Source organism: Streptomyces sp. NPDC088400 (genome assembly GCF_044753355.1).
GTDB lineage: Bacteria > Actinomycetota > Actinomycetes > Streptomycetales > Streptomycetaceae > Streptomyces.
Map to the genome: position 1 here is coordinate 118,680 of NZ_JBIVMZ010000001.1, position 17,346 is coordinate 136,025.

General features: G+C 67.4%; 18 protein-coding genes and 1 pseudogene. 17 read left to right on the forward strand and 2 right to left on the reverse strand.

Features of this window, described 5'->3' with window-relative positions; all coding sequences use genetic code 11:
• From fusA to ACIQD6_RS00570, 5 genes and pseudogenes are all read left to right on the forward strand, one after another.
• A complete protein-coding gene (fusA, locus tag ACIQD6_RS00550; protein WP_401876664.1) occupies positions 1-2,127 on the forward strand; it encodes an elongation factor G in 2,127 nt (708 codons plus the stop codon).
• 151 nt (positions 2,128-2,278) lie between these two features.
• A complete protein-coding gene (tuf, locus tag ACIQD6_RS00555) occupies positions 2,279-3,472 on the forward strand; it encodes an elongation factor Tu (RefSeq protein ID WP_401876666.1) in 1,194 nt (397 codons plus the stop codon).
• Positions 3,473-4,052: 580 nt separating this feature from the next.
• Positions 4,053-5,069 (forward strand): mannose-binding protein, encoded by a 1,017-nt coding sequence (locus ACIQD6_RS00560; protein ID WP_401876668.1) that lies wholly within the window; start codon positions 4,053-4,055, stop codon positions 5,067-5,069.
• 304 nt (positions 5,070-5,373) lie between these two features.
• Positions 5,374-6,684: pseudogene (locus ACIQD6_RS00565) on the forward strand (glycoside hydrolase domain-containing protein); the annotation flags it as partial.
• Between the two features lie 775 nt (positions 6,685-7,459).
• On the forward strand, positions 7,460-7,810 hold the full coding sequence (locus ACIQD6_RS00570) for a hypothetical protein (protein WP_401876670.1): 351 nt from the start codon (positions 7,460-7,462) through the stop codon (positions 7,808-7,810).
• A 15-nt stretch (positions 7,811-7,825) separates the two neighbouring features.
• Here the strand turns inward: ACIQD6_RS00570 and ACIQD6_RS00575 are convergent, their stop codons facing one another.
• Positions 7,826-8,752 (reverse strand): helix-turn-helix domain-containing protein, encoded by a 927-nt coding sequence (locus ACIQD6_RS00575; RefSeq protein WP_401876671.1) that lies wholly within the window; start codon positions 8,750-8,752, stop codon positions 7,826-7,828.
• A gap of 369 nt (positions 8,753-9,121) precedes the next feature.
• Positions 9,122-9,562 (reverse strand): ATP-binding protein, encoded by a 441-nt coding sequence (locus ACIQD6_RS00580; RefSeq protein WP_401876672.1) that lies wholly within the window; start codon positions 9,560-9,562, stop codon positions 9,122-9,124.
• 161 nt (positions 9,563-9,723) lie between these two features.
• Between ACIQD6_RS00580 and ACIQD6_RS00585 the strand changes: the two genes are divergently transcribed.
• From ACIQD6_RS00585 to rpsC, 12 genes are all read left to right on the forward strand, one after another.
• Positions 9,724-10,599: a helix-turn-helix domain-containing protein gene (locus ACIQD6_RS00585; RefSeq protein ID WP_401876674.1), complete on the forward strand. Its 876-nt coding sequence runs from the start codon at positions 9,724-9,726 to the stop codon at positions 10,597-10,599.
• The gene (locus ACIQD6_RS00590) at positions 10,596-10,802 is read left to right on the forward strand and encodes a DUF397 domain-containing protein (protein ID WP_401876676.1); all 207 of its coding nucleotides are present in this window, start codon (positions 10,596-10,598) and stop codon (positions 10,800-10,802) included. The genes ACIQD6_RS00585 and ACIQD6_RS00590 overlap by 4 nt, the downstream gene beginning before the upstream one ends.
• Before the next feature lie 102 nt (positions 10,803-10,904).
• Positions 10,905-12,308 carry an AAA family ATPase gene (locus ACIQD6_RS00595; RefSeq protein ID WP_401876677.1) on the forward strand — a complete coding sequence of 468 codons (1,404 nt, stop codon included), beginning with the start codon at positions 10,905-10,907 and terminating at the stop codon, positions 12,306-12,308.
• Positions 12,278-12,409 carry a hypothetical protein gene (locus tag ACIQD6_RS00600; RefSeq protein ID WP_401876679.1) on the forward strand — a complete coding sequence of 44 codons (132 nt, stop codon included), beginning with the start codon at positions 12,278-12,280 and terminating at the stop codon, positions 12,407-12,409. Before ACIQD6_RS00595 ends, ACIQD6_RS00600 begins: the two co-directional genes overlap by 31 nt.
• A gap of 476 nt (positions 12,410-12,885) precedes the next feature.
• Positions 12,886-13,194, forward strand: coding sequence for a 30S ribosomal protein S10 (rpsJ, locus tag ACIQD6_RS00605; RefSeq protein ID WP_003948644.1), 309 nt, complete (start codon positions 12,886-12,888; stop codon positions 13,192-13,194).
• Between the two features lie 14 nt (positions 13,195-13,208).
• Positions 13,209-13,853 (forward strand): 50S ribosomal protein L3, encoded by a 645-nt coding sequence (gene rplC, locus ACIQD6_RS00610; RefSeq protein ID WP_401876681.1) that lies wholly within the window; start codon positions 13,209-13,211, stop codon positions 13,851-13,853.
• A gap of 8 nt (positions 13,854-13,861) precedes the next feature.
• On the forward strand, positions 13,862-14,515 hold the full coding sequence (gene rplD, locus ACIQD6_RS00615) for a 50S ribosomal protein L4 (RefSeq protein ID WP_401876683.1): 654 nt from the start codon (positions 13,862-13,864) through the stop codon (positions 14,513-14,515).
• Positions 14,515-14,925, forward strand: coding sequence for a 50S ribosomal protein L23 (gene rplW / locus ACIQD6_RS00620; RefSeq protein WP_401876684.1), 411 nt, complete (start codon positions 14,515-14,517; stop codon positions 14,923-14,925). The genes rplD and rplW overlap by 1 nt, the downstream gene beginning before the upstream one ends.
• A gap of 51 nt (positions 14,926-14,976) precedes the next feature.
• Positions 14,977-15,813, forward strand: coding sequence for a 50S ribosomal protein L2 (gene rplB / locus ACIQD6_RS00625; protein WP_401876686.1), 837 nt, complete (start codon positions 14,977-14,979; stop codon positions 15,811-15,813).
• A 12-nt stretch (positions 15,814-15,825) separates the two neighbouring features.
• Positions 15,826-16,107, forward strand: a complete 282-nt coding sequence (gene rpsS / locus ACIQD6_RS00630; RefSeq protein WP_401876687.1) for a 30S ribosomal protein S19 — start codon at positions 15,826-15,828, stop codon at positions 16,105-16,107.
• Between the two features lie 40 nt (positions 16,108-16,147).
• Positions 16,148-16,495, forward strand: coding sequence for a 50S ribosomal protein L22 (rplV, locus tag ACIQD6_RS00635; RefSeq protein ID WP_401876689.1), 348 nt, complete (start codon positions 16,148-16,150; stop codon positions 16,493-16,495).
• Entirely contained in the window at positions 16,495-17,343 is an 849-nt protein-coding gene (gene rpsC, locus ACIQD6_RS00640) for a 30S ribosomal protein S3 (RefSeq protein ID WP_401876690.1), read from the forward strand. Before rplV ends, rpsC begins: the two co-directional genes overlap by 1 nt.
• Positions 17,344-17,346: the final 3 nt, after the last annotated feature.

Consider the following 17,346-nt stretch of genomic DNA (forward strand, 5'->3'; position numbering starts at 1 on the left):
ATGGCCACCACTTCGCTTGACCTGGCCAAGGTCCGCAACATCGGGATCATGGCCCACATCGACGCGGGCAAGACGACGACCACCGAGCGCATCCTGTTTTACACCGGTGTGAGCTACAAGATCGGTGAAGTCCACGACGGCGCTGCCACGATGGACTGGATGGAGCAGGAGCAGGAGCGCGGCATCACGATCACGTCCGCCGCGACGACCTGTCACTGGCCGCTCGAGGACGTCGACCACACCATCAACATCATCGACACCCCGGGACACGTGGACTTCACGGTCGAGGTGGAGCGTTCGCTCCGCGTACTCGACGGTGCCGTCACCGTGTTCGACGGTGTCGCCGGTGTGGAGCCGCAGTCCGAGACGGTTTGGCGCCAGGCCGACCGTTACGGTGTTCCGCGCATCTGCTTCGTCAACAAGCTCGACCGGACCGGCGCGGAGTTCCACCGCTGCGTCGAGATGATCTCGGACCGCCTCGGCGCGACCCCGATCGTCATGCAGCTTCCGATCGGTGCCGAGGCCGACTTCAAGGGCGTCGTCGACCTGGTGACGATGAAGGCCTACGTCTGGTCCGCCGAGGCCGCCAAGGGCGAGATGTACGACACCGTCGACATCCCGGCCACGCACACCGAGGCTGCCGAGGAATGGCGCGGCAAGCTGCTCGAGACCGTCGCCGAGAACGACGACGAGCTGATGGAGCTGTTCCTGGAGGGCATCGAGCCCACCGTGGAGCAGCTGTACACGGCGATCCGTCGCATCACCATCGCCTCCGGCAAGTCCGAGGGCGTCACCGTCACCCCCGTGTTCTGCGGAACCGCGTTCAAGAACAAGGGCGTTCAGCCCCTGCTCGACGCGGTCGTGCGCTACCTGCCTTCGCCCCTGGACGTCGAGGGCATCGACGGCCACGACGTGAAGGACCCGGAGAAGGTCGTCACGCGGAAGCCGTCGTTCGACGAGCCGCTGTCGGCGCTGGCCTTCAAGATCATGAGGGACCCGCACCTGGGCAAGCTCACCTTCGTCCGGGTGTACTCCGGCCGTCTGGAAGCCGGCACCGCGGTGCTGAACTCCGTGAAGGGCCGCAAGGAGCGCATCGGCAAGATCTACCGTATGCACGCGAACAAGCGTGAGGAGATCGAGTCGGTGGGCGCCGGCGACATCGTCGCCGTCATGGGCCTGAAGCAGACCACCACCGGTGAGACGCTGTGCGACGACAAGAGCCCGGTGATCCTGGAGTCCATGGACTTCCCGGCGCCGGTCATCGAGGTCGCGATCGAGCCCAAGTCCAAGGGTGACCAGGAGAAGCTGGGTGTCGCCATCCAGAGTCTCGCGGAGGAGGACCCCTCCTTCCAGGTGCACAGCAATGAGGAGACCGGCCAGACCGTCATCGGCGGTATGGGCGAGCTCCACCTTGAGGTGCTGGTCGACCGTATGAAGCGCGAGTTCCGCGTCGAGGCGAACGTCGGTAAGCCGCAGGTCGCCTACCGTGAGACGATCCGCAAGACCGTCGAGCGCGTGGACTTCACGCACAAGAAGCAGACCGGTGGCACCGGGCAGTTCGCCAAGGTGCAGATCATGCTCGAGCCCATCGAGAGTGGCGACACCTCGTACGAGTTCGTCAACAAGGTCACCGGTGGGCGTATCCCGAAGGAGTACATCCCTTCGGTCGACGCCGGTGCGCAGGAGGCCATGCAGTTCGGCATCCTGGCCGGTTACGAGATGACCGGCGTGCGCCTCACCCTGCTCGACGGTGGCTACCACGAGGTCGACTCCTCCGAGCTCGCCTTCAAGATCGCCGGTTCGCAGGCGTTCAAGGAAGGTGCCCGCAGGGCGTCTCCCGTACTCCTTGAGCCGATGATGGCCGTCGAGGTCACCACGCCCGAGGACTACATGGGTGACGTGATCGGCGACATCAACTCCCGCCGTGGCCAGATCCAGTCCATGGAGGACCGGTCCAACGCCAAGGTCATCAAGGGTCTGGTGCCGCTTTCGGAGATGTTCGGCTACGTCGGCGACCTCCGCAGCAAGACCTCGGGTCGCGCAAGCTACTCGATGCAGTTCGACTCCTACGCCGAGGTTCCCCGGAACGTCGCCGAGGAGATCATCGCGAAGGCCAAGGGCGAGTAACTCTTCAGAGTCCACGCTTTAGGCTTGTCACCGGAAGCCTTGGGGCAGTTCCGCCGGATTCACGGCGGGGCGGCTCCGGGCCCCGGCATCCCAGCAAAGATCACCTGGCGCCGATGAGTAAGGCGTACAGAACCACTCCAGGAGGACCCCAGTGGCGAAGGCGAAGTTCGAGCGGACTAAGCCGCACGTCAACATCGGCACCATCGGTCACATCGACCACGGTAAGACGACCCTCACGGCCGCCATTACCAAGGTGCTGCATGACGCGTACCCGGACCTGAACGAGGCCTCGGCCTTCGACCAGATCGACAAGGCTCCTGAGGAGCGCCAGCGCGGTATCACGATCTCGATCGCGCACGTCGAGTACCAGACGGAGTCGCGTCACTACGCGCACGTCGACTGCCCTGGTCACGCGGACTACATCAAGAACATGATCACGGGTGCGGCGCAGATGGACGGCGCCATCCTCGTGGTCGCGGCCACCGACGGCCCGATGCCGCAGACCAAGGAGCACGTGCTCCTGGCCCGCCAGGTCGGCGTGCCGTACATCGTTGTCGCCCTGAACAAGGCCGACATGGTGGACGACGAAGAGATCATGGAGCTCGTCGAGCTCGAGGTCCGTGAGCTCCTCTCCGAGTACGAGTTCCCGGGCGACGACCTTCCGGTCGTGCGTGTCTCGGCGCTCAAGGCTCTCGAGGGCGACAAGGAGTGGGGTGACTCCGTCCTCAAGCTGATGAGCGCCGTGGACGAGTCCATCCCGCAGCCCGAGCGCGACATCGACAAGCCGTTCCTGATGCCGATCGAGGACGTCTTCACGATCACCGGTCGTGGCACCGTCGTCACCGGTCGTATCGAGCGTGGTGTCCTCAAGGTCAACGAGACCGTCGACATCGTCGGTATCAAGCAGGACAAGACCACCACCACGGTCACCGGCATCGAGATGTTCCGCAAGCTGCTCGACGAGGGCCAGGCCGGTGAGAACGTCGGTCTGCTCCTCCGTGGCATCAAGCGCGAGGACGTCGAGCGCGGCCAGGTCATCATCAAGCCGGGTTCGGTCACGCCGCACACCAGCTTCGAGGCCCAGGCCTACATCCTGTCGAAGGACGAGGGTGGCCGTCACACCCCCTTCTTCAACAACTACCGCCCGCAGTTCTACTTCCGTACCACGGACGTGACCGGCGTGGTGACCCTTCCCGAGGGCACCGAGATGGTCATGCCGGGCGACAACACCGTCATGAGCGTCGAGCTGATCCAGCCCGTCGCCATGGAGGAGGGCCTCAAGTTCGCCATCCGTGAGGGTGGCCGGACCGTCGGCGCCGGCCAGGTCACCAAGATCAACAAGTAATTGCTGATCCCGTCCGATCCAGTCGGGTCCTTTTCTAAAAGGAACTGATCGGGTCAGATGTGACCTGGTTGCTCCTCGGAGCATTCAGCAGGGGCCCCGTACCCCGTCCGTGAGGACGGTGGTGCGGGGCCCCTGTCGTGTGTGTACGGCGGGATGTGTACGACGTGGTGTGTAAGGCGGCTTGTCGTATCGGCGTGGCATAATCCCCCGACCGCTGGTGGTCCGTACCTATGCGGTCGGGCGGCCGGTGACGCCGACTCCCAAGAAGACAGCCCTAGTTGCGTCAGTTGCCACCTCCACGGTGTGCACCTTGAGGCCGTTGGCTGACTCCTCGTCATGAGAGGAACATTGGATGGTTGTTCAGCGAGACACGGGGGGCGGGGCGAAGCCCGGAGCCGCTTCCCGCCCTCCTCGTATCCGGGCGGCAGTGACACTGTCGGCCTCGGCTCAGGACCCGGGTGACGCTCTCGTCCCGGGCGATGCCCAGGCTCCGTCACCGTCCTCGAAGCCGGCCCGGCCCGCGCCCGTACCCACGGGGGCCGACGGGCGGACGGACAGGGGCGAAGACGCAGGGGCGGCCGTGAACGCCCGCACCGCCGACGAGCCGGGCGATACGAAAGCCGGGGAGACCGGGGCCAGGGAAGCAGAGGCCGGGGAAGCAGGGGCCGGGTCGGTCGGAAACGCGGAGGCCGGCAAGGCGGAAGCGGACGACGGGAAAGCGGAGGCCGAAGAAGCGCGGACTGCCGAAGCGGGCTCGGGTACGGGTACGGGCTCAGGCTCGGGTACGGCCCTGGGCGCCACCCGGGGCGAGCGCTCCGGGCGGGCGACCGGAATCGCCGTCGCGGGAGCGGACGGTGGAGCCTCTCCGCCCGCCGCCCCCGACGCGGTGCCCGCCGGACGGCCGGGGAAGCCCATGCTGGCCGTCGCCGCCATAGCCGGAGCTGTTCTCATCGCCGTACCCCTTCTCCTGATGGGCGGCGGCAAGGACGACAAGGGGAACGGCCCGTCGGGGAGCGTGGCGTTGCAGACGTCCGACACCGTTCTCGGATCGGACGCGCTGGCCGGTGCGCCGGGCGACTACGCCAGCGAGAAGCCCTCCGCATCCCCGACCGCCACCCCCTCCAAGTCGGCGCGGGTCGAAATACCCCAGGTCCGGCATGATCCGGAGCCGAAGGAGAGCAAGGAATCCGTCAAGGACAAGCCCTCCCCGACGGCCGACTCCAAGAAGGACAAGAAGGAGAAGGCGGCCGACGAGAAGCCCAAGGCGGTCGTCTGGACGAAGACCACTGTCGCGGCGCCGAGCAAGCTCGAAACCGGCCAGTCGTGGAGTACGAATCGCATCCGGATGACCATTCAGCCGGACGGCAACTTCGTCGTCTACAACAAGGCGGACAACCACGCGCTCTGGGCCTCCATGGTCTTCGGCGAGAACCACAACGTCGAGTTCCAGCCCGACGGCAATCTCGTCGTCTACACCGCCGACCACAAGGCGGTGTGGGCCTCGCGCACCAACGGGAACGACGGTGCGAAGCTGGTCCTCCGCGAGGACGGCAGGGTGTCCATCACGACCGGTGACAAGGTCCTGTGGAGCACCTGATCCGCTCTGGATAGCGTTCGTGTACCGGAATTCCCGTCAGGCGGGAATTCCGGTACACGTCTTTGGTGCACGTCTTTGGTACGCGATGCCGGTGCCGGACCGTCGGTTTCACCCAGCTGTCATCATCTGTGCCCCTCGCGGGCCGGCGGGGGCCGTTGAACGCCCTTATCGTCACGGCGATCTCAACGGGCGTGCCGGCACAGGAGAGAGGGCGCGGTTCGCGATGGAAGCAGCGTTCCGGAACGGGAAGAGAAAGAGACGCGGGAGCCGATCGGCGCTGGTCGGCGGGGGAGTGGCCGCAGCCATGGCCGGGCTGATCGCCCCGCTCCTGGGCATCCCGGCGGCGAGCGCGGCACCGGCCGCGGCCCCGGCGGCAACGTCGTCCGTCGTGCCGTCGGCGGCGCCGGCCGTGCGCGACCCGGCCCAGTACGTGGACCCGCTCATCGGCTCGGCCAACGGCGGCAACACGTACCCCGGCGCCAACCTGCCGTTCGGCATGATCGCGTGGTCCCCGACCAGTACGGCGGGCGACCAGACCAACACCGCCGCCGCCAACGGCTATTCGTACGACACGACCCGCGTCCGCGGGTTCAGCCTCACGCATGTCAACGGCGCGGGCTGCCATCCGGGGGCGGCCGGTGACGTACCGATCATGCCGTTCGTGGGCGACGTCGACTCGTCCCCCTCCGCCGACACCAAGGACCAGAAGTACGCCGCGAACTTCTCGCACGCCAACGAGAAGGCCGAGCCCGGCCGTTACCGCGTGGGCCTCGACTCGGGCGCGATCACCGACCTCGCCGTCAGCGAGCGGGCCGGCGTCGCCGACTTCACCTTCCCCGAGGACAAGCCGGCCAGCCTCCTCTTCCGCGTCTCCAACTCCCTCAACGGCAGCGAGAACGCCCACGTCGCCATCGACACCGCGCAGCGGAAGGTGACCGGCTGGGTGGAGACCGGGGCGTTCTGCGGGCGGCGCGCCAACGGCGGTGAGAACAGCCGTAAGAGCTACTACCGCCTCTACTTCACCGCCTCCTTCGACCGCGCCTTCTCCGGCGTCGGCACCTGGCGGAACGACCGTCTGGCCGCCGGTTCCACCACGGCCGACGGCGGCGAGGGCTACGCCACCGGGGCGGACCGGGCCGGGCGCGGTTCCGGTGGGTACGTCAGTTTCGACACGGCGGGCGACAACGATGTCCGGATGCGGCTCGGCATCTCGTACGTCTCGCTCGCGGGCGCCGAGGCCAACCTCCGCGGCGAGATAGCGCCCCGGGCGAGCGTGGCGGACGTGGCGGAGGCCGGACAGGCGGCCTGGGAGCGGCAGTTGGGCGACGTCGGGATCAGCGGCGGCAGCGAGGCGCAGCGTACGACGTTCTACACCGCCCTCTACCACTCCCTCCAGCAGCCCAACCTGGTCAGCGACCGCGACGGCCGTTACCCGGGCATGGACGGTACGACACGGCGCGTCGGGCGCGGCCAGGGGGCGCAGTACAGCAACTTCTCCGGCTGGGACCAGTACCGGGCCCAGGTGCAGCTGCTCGCCCTGCTCGCACCGCGTGTCGCCGGGGACTTCGCCCAGTCGCTGTTCAACTTCGCCGAGCAGAACGGCGGGGTGTGGGACGGTGTTCGATATCGACAGCCACCAGGAAGTGCTCCCGCACCGCGTGCCGGAGCACTTCCTCCCGGTCCCGCGGAGGCATGAATTCGGTGTCCAGCACCGGGCTCATGAGGCAGACCTTCGACCGCATCGGCCATGGAGCCCGTCTGAGAAGACATCGACCCATTCCCCCACAATCCACCCCACAACGCAGACGGTTCCGGATATCAGTACGGATGGTTCCAGGCATCAGTCTGGCAGGGATTCTCTCCCGCCGGGCAACGCGCTTCGAGGGGCACACGCAGGGATCTCGCCTGATGCGGCGTCAACGTCGAGGCGGTGCACCACTGACAAAGCTCAGCGGTGCACCACTGACAAAGTTCCCTGCACGACTGACAAAGTCCGGAGCCCACGAGGACCTTAAGCTCCATGAGCGAGGGAGTGGACGACGCTTGAGAGGACGACCTGGAGCGCGAACAAGACGGCCTGTCCGAACCTGCCGTCGCCCACAGCTCATCCAGGCCCCACACATCATCTTCGGACTGTTGAACCGCAGGGGGTTTCGCAGTCCGACGGTGATCCGCCTGTGCTGTGCCGGCTTTCCGTGGCTCGTCGCCCGCCACCAGCGCAAGTAGGTGCCGCCCCGCCGGCGTACGACCGTGTTGTCAGCTCTGTGCTACTTCGAACGCGTTCCCGTTACCGATCGCAGCGCTGTTGACTAGCGGCGCCGTGCGACGATCGCGATTACGGTCACCGAGTCCAGGGGGCCGTTGACGCGCGGCGCCGAGGAGACATCGCGGTGAGCAACACTGCCCGACCCACGATCCGTACCCCTGAAGGACGCGGGCGCAAAGCCGCCGGACTCCTCGGCACGGTGGTCTGCGCTGTCGTCCTCGCCCTGGCGCATCTGGTGTCGGGTTACGTCACCTGGCTCGCCTACCTGATCGAGCCCGACGGCTTTTGGGACACCGACGCGGCCGGCAAGTCCGGCATCGCCGCCGGCATCGGCTTGGGGATCGCCGTTTTCGGGGGGCTGCTGACGTTGGCATTCGTGAAGGCCGGTTGGCTGCGCACGTGGTGGTACGCGTTGCCGGTCGCGCTCGCCGTCGCGGCGCTCCTCCGGCTCACGGTTCTCGCCCCCGAACTCTGACGTCGGCCTGCGTTCCTACGCCGCGAGCGGAGTGTCCGAGGCGGCGCAGCCGGCGCACGTGCCCGGTTCCGGCGCGCGGTAGGCGCGGTCGCAGGTGTCGCAGTTCTGAAGTGGGTCCGGGCGTGCGGCGGTTGTGGTGACCGGGGTCGCCGGAAGCGGTGGCGGCAGCAGGGCGGTGAGACGGTGGGCCAGCAGGGCGGCCGGGTGGTGCAGGCCCGATGGCAGGTTCGCGGTCAGGGTGCGTCGTACGGCCTCGGGCGCGGCACCGCGTTCCAGCCAGGCGGCGACGGCCGGGGCCAGGCGCCGTACGTCCCGCTCGGAGAGTAAGAGGCACGGGGCATCGCACCGCAGATCGGCCAGGAGCGAGGCGGCCGCGCGCTCGCGCTCGGGGGTGTGGACGTGTGGCTGGGGGAGTGGCGGTGGTACGGCAGGGGGCGTCGCGGTCCCGCTCGGCGCGCTGATCGCGCCTACGGGTGGGGCGGATGGTGCGGGAGCGGTCTCGGGGCCGGGCGACTGCGGGGGCTCGGTGGCCGGTCTGTCCGCTGCGGCTACCGGGAGCGGCGGCTGCGGGCGCTCGGCCGGTGTCCGTTCCACGGTCACACGCCCGTCCTGATTCGCCAATGCGGCTTCGCGGGCCCGACGGGCGCGGGTCGCCTCCGGCGCGTTGTACGAGATTGTGCGGGTGACGATCCAGCCGCCCTCGGTCCGCTCACGAAGGCGTTCGATGTATCCGTACGCCTCCAACTCCCTTAACGCGGCGGCGATACGGTCGCGCCCCTCGGGGAACTTGCCGGTCAGCGTCTTGATGTCCACCGGCGAACCCTCGGGCAGCGACTGGATGTGCGTGGCCAGGCCGATCGCGGTCGCGGACAACTCGCGGTGCTGGGCGAGGTGGTTGCCGACGATCGTGTAGCCGGAGGCCTGGAATTCGTTCACCTTCATCACTCCGGACGGGGATCGGCGAACGACAGAACGAGCGCGCGGGGGCGCACTAAGCTGCTGTTCAGTCATCGGGAAGCCTCACTTCCTTGGTGGTCAGGCCCTCGATCGGGATGCCAGTCCCGGCCGGGGGCCGTCTCATGTCTGTGCTGTTGTCGAGGCCGAGCCTGCCGCCCTGACCTGTCCGAAAGCCAGCTCTCTGGGGCGAGATCACCCTTGTGGGTGATGTACGGGAGGTTGGGTGGGGTTTGGTTGGTTCTTTCCCGGGTTCTTTGATCTTTTTACGTCCCGCAGCCCCGAGGCCTGACCCACCGAGGCCAGGGTTTCCGGGTTTCGGTGGGCGAGCTTCCAGTGGGCCGGGGGAGGCTGGGCTCAGGGAGTGAAGTCGATCTCCGCCCAGACCGTTTTGCTGAGCGCCGGTCCGGTCGTGACGCCCCAGCGGTCGGCCAGCGCCGCGACGAGCAGGAGCCCGCGCCCCGACTCGGCATCGGTGGGCGCCGGTTGGCGGGTGGCCGGAAGCCGCGCGCCCTGGGCGTCGGTCACCTCGATACGCAGCATTCCCGGCCTCGGACGCCGGAGCGTGAGGCGGAAGTCCCGGCCGGGTGCGCGGCCATGCACCGCGGCGTTCGACGCCAACTCGGCCACGACATGAGCGGCGTCCTCGAACGGCAGCTCCCAGGACCGCAGTTGCTCGACGGCGAGCAGCCGAGTGAGCCTGGCGCCCCTGTGAGTGGACGACAGCTGCACACGGAACTCATGGGTGGGCGGCGCCGATTGCGTCAGGGGCAGCTGGTCGCTGATTTCTCGGTTCACGTCACACAGCGTGTCCGGATATGTCTAGGCTGAATAGTGGCGGCGCCCTTACGTACGGTGAATGTCCCTGGTCAGGTATGGAACTGTCAGGGCTGTACAGCGTGACCTTCCGTGCTCGGGGCGACCGAAAGTGACGCTACGGGCGTGTCGGAGGTGTGCACATGGGCGTGGACAGCGGCGGTACGGACTACACGACGGACGGCGCGGACGAGCCCGACTGGGAACCGGACCCCGGAGAAGACTCCGGCGCGGTGATCGCTGCCGTCGGCCGCCAGATCAAGCTCTGGCGGGAGGCCGCCGGACTGCGCCAGGTCGAGTTCGGCGCGGCGATCGGCTACGGCGAGAACCAGGTCTACAAAGTGGAGGCGGGCAAGCGCATCCCGCGACCGGAGTTCCTCGACCGGGCGGACGAGGTGCTGGGCGCGGGCGGGAAGCTCGCCGCGATGAAGCAGGACGTGGCGGAGGCGCGGTACCCGAAGAAGGTGCGGGATCTCGCGAAGTTGGAGGCGGAAGCCGTCGAACTGGGCGCGTATTGCAATCACAACATGCACGGGCTGTTGCAGACGGAGGAGTACGCGCGGGCGCTGTTCGACATCCGGCGGCCGGCCTTCTCCCCGGACAACCTCGAACGGTACGTGGCGGCCCGTCTCGCCCGGCAGCGGATCTTCGCGCGTACGCCGATGACCACGCTCACCTTTGTCCAGGAAGAGGTCACGCTACGCCGCCCGATCGGGGGCAGAATGGTGCTGCGTCGCCAGCTCGAACACCTGCTGGAGCGGGCCCAGTTGAGGCACGTCGAGATCCAGGTGATGCCGACGGACCGTGATGACCACGCCGGAATGGGTGGTGAGCTCCAGGTGCTGAAGCTCAGGGACGGTTCGACGGTGGGGTACGTGGCGGGGCAGCTCACCACTCGCATGCTCTCGGCGCCGAAAGAGGTCCAAGTCCTTGAGCTGCGACATGGGATCATCCGATCTCAGGCTCTCAGTCCACGGGAGTCGCTGGCCTTCATCGAGAAAGTGCTGGGGGAGACATGACCCGCGAGTCCTCTGCCGGGAACGCGTCCGAGCCACAGTGGTTCAAGAGCAGTCACAGCGGCAGCAACGACAACGACTGCGTCGAGGTAGCCACCACCCCCGGCACCGTCCACGTCCGCGACTCCAAGGCCACCGAAGGCCCCCGCCTCGGCTTCGCCGCGACCGCCTGGTCCGACTTCGTGGCCCACGCCTCCCGGCACTGACGTGTGGAGCCACGGGCGTCCTGTTGGATGGTGCCGATCAGGTGCTGTTAGCTGAGAATCGGTACCGCACTGCCCGACCCGGACGATCGAGAGAGGTGCCCGGTGCAGACACCCCGCCTGGAGGAAGTGCGCCTCACCTCCTTCAAGAGCTTCACCGACCAGTGCTTGCCGCTCCAGAACCTCACCCTTCTGATCGGCCGCAATGGCAGTGGCAAGTCGAACGCGCTGGACGCTCTGACGGTTCTGTCCCGGCTCTCGCTCGGTGAACCGGTACGGGACGCGCTCGACGGGCCTCGGCACGGTGGGGAGGAACCGATCCGAGGCGGTGCCGAGGGATGCGCGCCGCTGGGGCGCGATGCCTTCGCCATCGGCTGCCGGGTGCGGGTCGGGGAGGCGGTGTTCGACTTCGACGTGGAGATCGAGGTACGGCCGACCGTTCGTATTCGCTGTGAGCGGCTGGTGGCCGTGGAGGGGGCGCTGTACGGCGGCAGGAGGGTGGCACCGGGCCGGGTGCTGCTGGTGGCGGAGCCGTACGAATCGGGCTCCGACCGTCTCGCGGTGCGTTATTTCAACGGCCGCAAGGAGTTGGAGGAGGGCGACGCAACACTTCCTGACCGTCTCCTCCTTTCTCAGGTCCCGGTGCGGGTGCCGGACACGACGCAGGCCGGGCACCTGGTGCACCGCGCGGCCGACCAGGTGCTGTCCGCATTGCGGGAGGTCTTTCTCCTGGACCCGGTCCCGCACCTCATGCGCCGGTACGTGGCCGAGCGGGACACCGAGCTCCGTCGTAGCGCGGACAACCTGAGCGCTGTGGTGGGTGAGCTGAGGCGCGAGGATCCACCGGCGTTCAACCGGCTCAAAGAGCTGATCAGCGGGATGCCGGAGTACCCGGTGGTGGACGTGGACACGGTCGTCACTTCCCTCGGCGATGTGCAACTCGTGCTCCACGAGTCGGGGTTCCACGGCGATGTGCATGAAATCCCCGCCCGCCTCCTCAGCGATGGGATGCTGCGCTTCCTCGCCTTCGGTACCGCGATGCTTGATGTACCCGCGCCAGCTCCCGCCGTGGATCCCGCCGTGCCGAGACGGCTCCTGGTGATCGAGGAAATCGAGAACGGGCTGTACCCCACCCAGGCCGCCCGGGTGCTGCATCTGATGCGGGAGGAGTCGCGGCGAGGCGCTGTAGAGGTGCTGTTCACCACCCACAGCCCGGCCTTGCTCAACGCGCTCACCGCGCAGGACCACTCCGGGGTCATGGTCTGCACCCGTGACCCGGATTCGGGCGAGAGTCGTCTGACCCGTTTCACCGATCTGCCCGGCTATGTGGATCTGCTGGCCGCCGGCGACCTGGGTGACGTCGTCACCAAGGGGCGCCTGCCCGATGCCGTACGTCCGCGCGACACCGAAGTGATCAGCGTCGAGGACTGTCTCTCTGTGACGGAGTCAGCACAGGCATGGACCTCGTCGAGCATGCTGTGCGGCAGCAGCTGGGCACCGGCGACCTGAGCATCGTGGTCGAACGGGATCTGTACGCGTCCCGCGCGCAGGCGAAGGTCCGTATCTGGACCCTGGAAGCCACGATGGGCACCTGGGCCGACCTCGGCTGAGCGAGAGAGGCCCCGGGAATCCCTCGCGCGTGAGGCCGAGGGAGACGCGCCCCAGGATTCGCTCAAACGCCCGTGGGGTACGCTTTCCGGCCCGATTGGCCAGGGTCAAGGCCCCTATGGCACACTGTTCAGGTTGCTCGGTTGAGTGCCGATGCTGCGCGCCTCCCGCCGGGAGGACCGGAAGCGAGTCCCACAGTACTCGTCGTCCCAACTGCCCTCCGGGGCAGCGCTGGGACGGACGTACGGGAATCTTCCGGGAAGTGTCAGCGGGGTTCCGGCCAGGCACCCGGTGGGTGTTCTGCCCCCGGCCTGCGGTCCATGGGCCCGCAAACCCTTGGTTGGGAAATCCTTCGGGAGATCTTCGTAGAGGGAATGCGACACGCCCGACCGCGTGGGTCGGAGCAGGGCCGGCAGTTCCAAGAAGCTCGACCCAGCGGGTTCCAGAGCGTTACGAGAGACAGGACTAAGAAGCAGCCATGGCGGGACAGAAGATCCGCATCCGGCTCAAGGCCTACGACCACGAGGTCATCGATTCGTCGGCGAAGAAGATCGTCGAGACGGTGACGCGTACTGGTGCGTCGGTCGCGGGCCCGGTGCCGCTGCCCACTGAGAAGAACGTGTACTGCGTCATCAAGTCGCCGCACAAGTACAAGGACTCGCGCGAGCACTTCGAGATGCGCACGCACAAGCGCCTGATCGACATCCTCGACCCGACGCCCAAGACCGTTGACTCGTTGATGCGCCTGGACCTTCCGGCCGGCGTCGACATCGAGATCAAGCTCTGAGAGGCGCGGAAGAGATGGCAAAGCAGATCAAGGGTGTCCTGGGCGAGAAGCTCGGCATGACCCAGGTCTGGGACGACAACAACCGTGTCGTCCCGGTGACCGTGGTCAAGGCCGGACCCTGCGTCGTGACCCAGGTCCGTACGAATGACTCCGACGGCTACGAGTCGGTCCAGATCGCCTTCGGCGAGATCGACCCGCGCAAGGTGAACAAGCCCCTCAAGGGCCACTTCGCCAAGGCCGACGTGACCCCCCGCCGTCACCTGGTGGAGCTCCGCACCCCCGACGCGAGCGAGTACACGCTCGGTCAGGAGGTCACTGCCGAGGTGTTCGAGTCCGGCGTCAAGGTTGACGTCACGGGCAAGAGCAAGGGCAAGGGCTTCGCCGGTGTCATGAAGCGTCACAACTTCAAGGGCCTCGGCGCCGGTCACGGCACCCAGCGCAAGCACCGCTCCCCCGGTTCCATCGGTGGCTGTGCCACCCCGGGTCGTGTGTTCAAGGGCCTCCGCATGGCGGGCCGTATGGGCAACGAGCGGGTCACCACCCAGAACCTGACCGTTCACGCCGTTGACGCGGAGAAGGGCCTGCTCCTGATCAAGGGTGCGGTTCCTGGTCCGAACGGCGGCCTCGTCCTGGTCCGTACCGCGGCCAAGGGGGCCTGAGGTAACTGATGAGCACCGTTGACATCCTTTCGCCGGCAGGCGACAAGGCCGGGACCGTCGAACTCCCTTCGGAGATCTTCGACGCCAAGGTCAGCATTCCGCTGATCCACCAGGTCGTAGTCGCCCAGCTGGCCGCTGCCCGACAGGGCACGCACAAGACCAAGACCCGCGCCGAGGTCCGTGGTGGTGGCAAGAAGCCCTACCGCCAGAAGGGCACCGGCCGCGCCCGTCAGGGTTCGACCCGCGCGCCCCAGTTCGCCGGTGGTGGCGTCGTCCACGGCCCCGTGCCGCGTGACTACTCGCAGCGGACCCCCAAGAAGATGAAGGCCGCCGCTCTGCGCGCCGCCCTCACCGACCGGGCCCGTCACTCCCGTATCCACGTCGTCTCCGGCGTGGTCGAGGACGCGGTGTCCACCAAGGCCGCCAAGACCCTGCTGGGCAAGATCAGCGAGCGCAAGCACGTGCTCCTGGTCGCCGAGCGGGCCGACGAGGCCGCGTGGCTGTCCGCCCGCAACCTGCCCCAGGTGCACATCCTGGCGCCGGGCCAGCTGAACACGTACGACGTGCTCGTCTCCGACGACGTGGTCTTCACCAAGGCCGCCTTCGAGTCCTTCGTGTCTGGCCCTTCCAAGGCCGCTGAGACCGAAGGGAGCGAGGCCTGATGGCTACGCGACACCCGAGCATTGCGCCGAAGGCCGCCAAGGCGGCGAAGGCCGCGCGTGTGGCGAAGGCCCGTCGTGGCACCACGGCGACCGTCGAGACCCCGCTGAGCAAGTCCCTCTCGGACCCGCGCGACATTCTTGTCAAGCCCGTGGTCTCCGAGAAGAGTTACGCACTGCTCGACGAGGGCAAGTACACGTTCGTCGTCGACCCGCGCGCGAACAAGACCCAGATCAAGGAGGCCGTCCAGGCGGTCTTCTCGGTCAAGGTCACCGGGGTCAACACGATCAACCGGCAGGGCAAGCGCAAGCGCACCCGCACCGGTTTCGGCAAGCGTGCGAACACCAAGCGCGCCATCGTGACCCTCGCCGAGGGCGACCGTATCGACATCTTCGGCGGCCCGACCTCCTGACGGGGGGCTGGGACGTCCAGGATCCGGAATTCTTCCGAGGACTGAGAGACAATGGGTATCCGCAAGTACAAGCCGACGACCCCGGGCCGTCGTGGCTCCAGCGTCGCCGACTTTGTCGAGATCACGCGGTCCACGCCGGAGAAGTCGCTGGTCCGCCCTCTGCACAGCAAGGGCGGCCGTAACAACGCCGGTCGTGTGACCATGCGCCACCAGGGTGGCGGCCACAAGCGTGCCTACCGCGTGATCGACTTCCGTCGTCACGACAAGGACGGCGTGCCGGCCAAGGTCGCGCACATCGAGTACGACCCGAACCGCACCGCGCGCATCGCGCTGCTGCACTACGCGGACGGCGAGAAGCGCTACATTCTCGCGCCGCGTGGCCTGGCACAGGGCGCTCACGTCGAGAACGGTCCGGGCGCCGACATCAAGCCCGGCAACAACCTGGCGCTGCGCAACATCCCGGTCGGTACGACCATCCACGCCATCGAGCTGCGGCCCGGCGGCGGCGCGAAGTTCGCCCGCTCCGCGGGTGCCTCCGTGCAGCTGCTGGCGAAGGAGGGCTCCATGGCCCACCTTCGTATGCCGTCCGGTGAGATCCGGCTGGTCGACGTGCGCTGCCGCGCCACCATCGGTGAGGTCGGCAACGCCGAGCAGTCGAACATCAACTGGGGCAAGGCCGGCCGTATGCGCTGGAAGGGCGTTCGCCCGTCCGTCCGCGGTGTCGCCATGAACCCGGTCGACCACCCGCACGGTGGTGGTGAAGGCAAGACCTCCGGTGGTCGTCACCCGGTCTCGCCGTGGGGTCAGAAGGAGGGTCGTACTCGTTCTCCCAAGAAGGCGAGCAACAAGTACATCGTCCGCCGCCGCAAGACGAACAAGAAGCGCTAGGAGCGGGTTTAGATGCCGCGCAGTCTCAAGAAGGGGCCCTTCGTAGACGGCCACCTCATCAAGAAGGTGGACGTCCAGAACGAAGCGGGCTCCAAGAACGTCATCAAGACCTGGTCCCGTCGCTCGATGATCGTCCCGGCCATGCTCGGCCACACGATCGCGGTGCACAACGGCAAGATTCATGTCCCGGTGTTCGTCACCGAGTCCATGGTCGGCCACAAGCTCGGCGAGTTCTCGCCGACTCGCACCTTCCGCGGCCACGTCAAGGACGACCGGAAGTCGAAGCGCCGCTAACGCGGGGTGACTGACTATGACTTACACCGAAGGGACAACCATGGAAGCCAGGGCCCAGGCGCGGTACATCCGCGTCACGCCCATGAAGGCCCGCCGCGTGGTGGACCTCATCCGTGGCATGGATGCCACGGAGGCTCAGGCGGTCCTGCGTTTCGCCCCGCAGGCCGCGAGCGTGACGGTGGGCAAGGTGCTCGACAGCGCCATTGCCAACGCCGCTCACAACTACGACCACACCGACGCCTCGTCGCTGATCATCAGCGAGGCGTACGTGGACGAAGGTCCGACCCTGAAGCGGTTCCGTCCGCGTGCTCAGGGCCGTGCTTACCGGATCCGTAAGCGGACCAGCCACATCACCGTGGTCGTCAGCAGCAAGGAAGGAACCCGGTAATGGGCCAGAAGGTTAACCCGCATGGGTTCCGGCTCGGTATCACCACGGACTTCAAGTCCCGCTGGTATGCCGACAAGCTGTACAAGGACTACGTCAAGGAAGACGTTGCCATTCGTCGCATGATGACGAAGGGCATGGAGCGGGCCGGCATCTCGAAGGTCGAGATCGAGCGCACCCGCGACCGAGTCCGCGTGGACATCCACACCGCGCGTCCGGGCATCGTCATCGGCCGCCGCGGCGCCGAGGCCGACCGTATCCGCGGCGAGCTGGAGAAGCTGACCGGCAAGCAGGTCCAGCTGAACATCCTCGAGGTCAAGAACCCCGAGGTGGACGCTCAGCTGGTGGCCCAGGCCGTCGCCGAGCAGCTGTCCTCCCGCGTCTCCTTCCGTCGCGCCATGCGTAAGAGCATGCAGTCGACGATGAAGGCCGGCGCCAAGGGCATCAAGATCCAGTGCGGTGGCCGCCTCGGCGGCGCCGAGATGTCCCGCTCGGAGTTCTACCGCGAGGGCCGCGTGCCCCTGCACACGCTCCGTGCGAACGTCGACTACGGCTTCTTCGAGGCCAAGACGACCTTCGGCCGTATCGGTGTGAAGGTCTGGATCTACAAGGGCGACGTCAAGAACATCGCCGAGGTGCGTGCCGAGAACGCCGCGGCCCGCGCCGGCAACCGTCCGGCCCGTGGTGGTGGCAACGACCGTCCCGCCGGCCGTGGTGGCCGCGGCGGCGAGCGTGGCGGCCGTGGCCGTAAGCCGCAGCAGAGCCCGGCAGCCGAGGCCCCCAAGGCCGACGCGACCGCTGCTCCCGCGGCTGAGGCGACGTCCTCTTCTACCGGCGGAACGGAGGCCTGACCG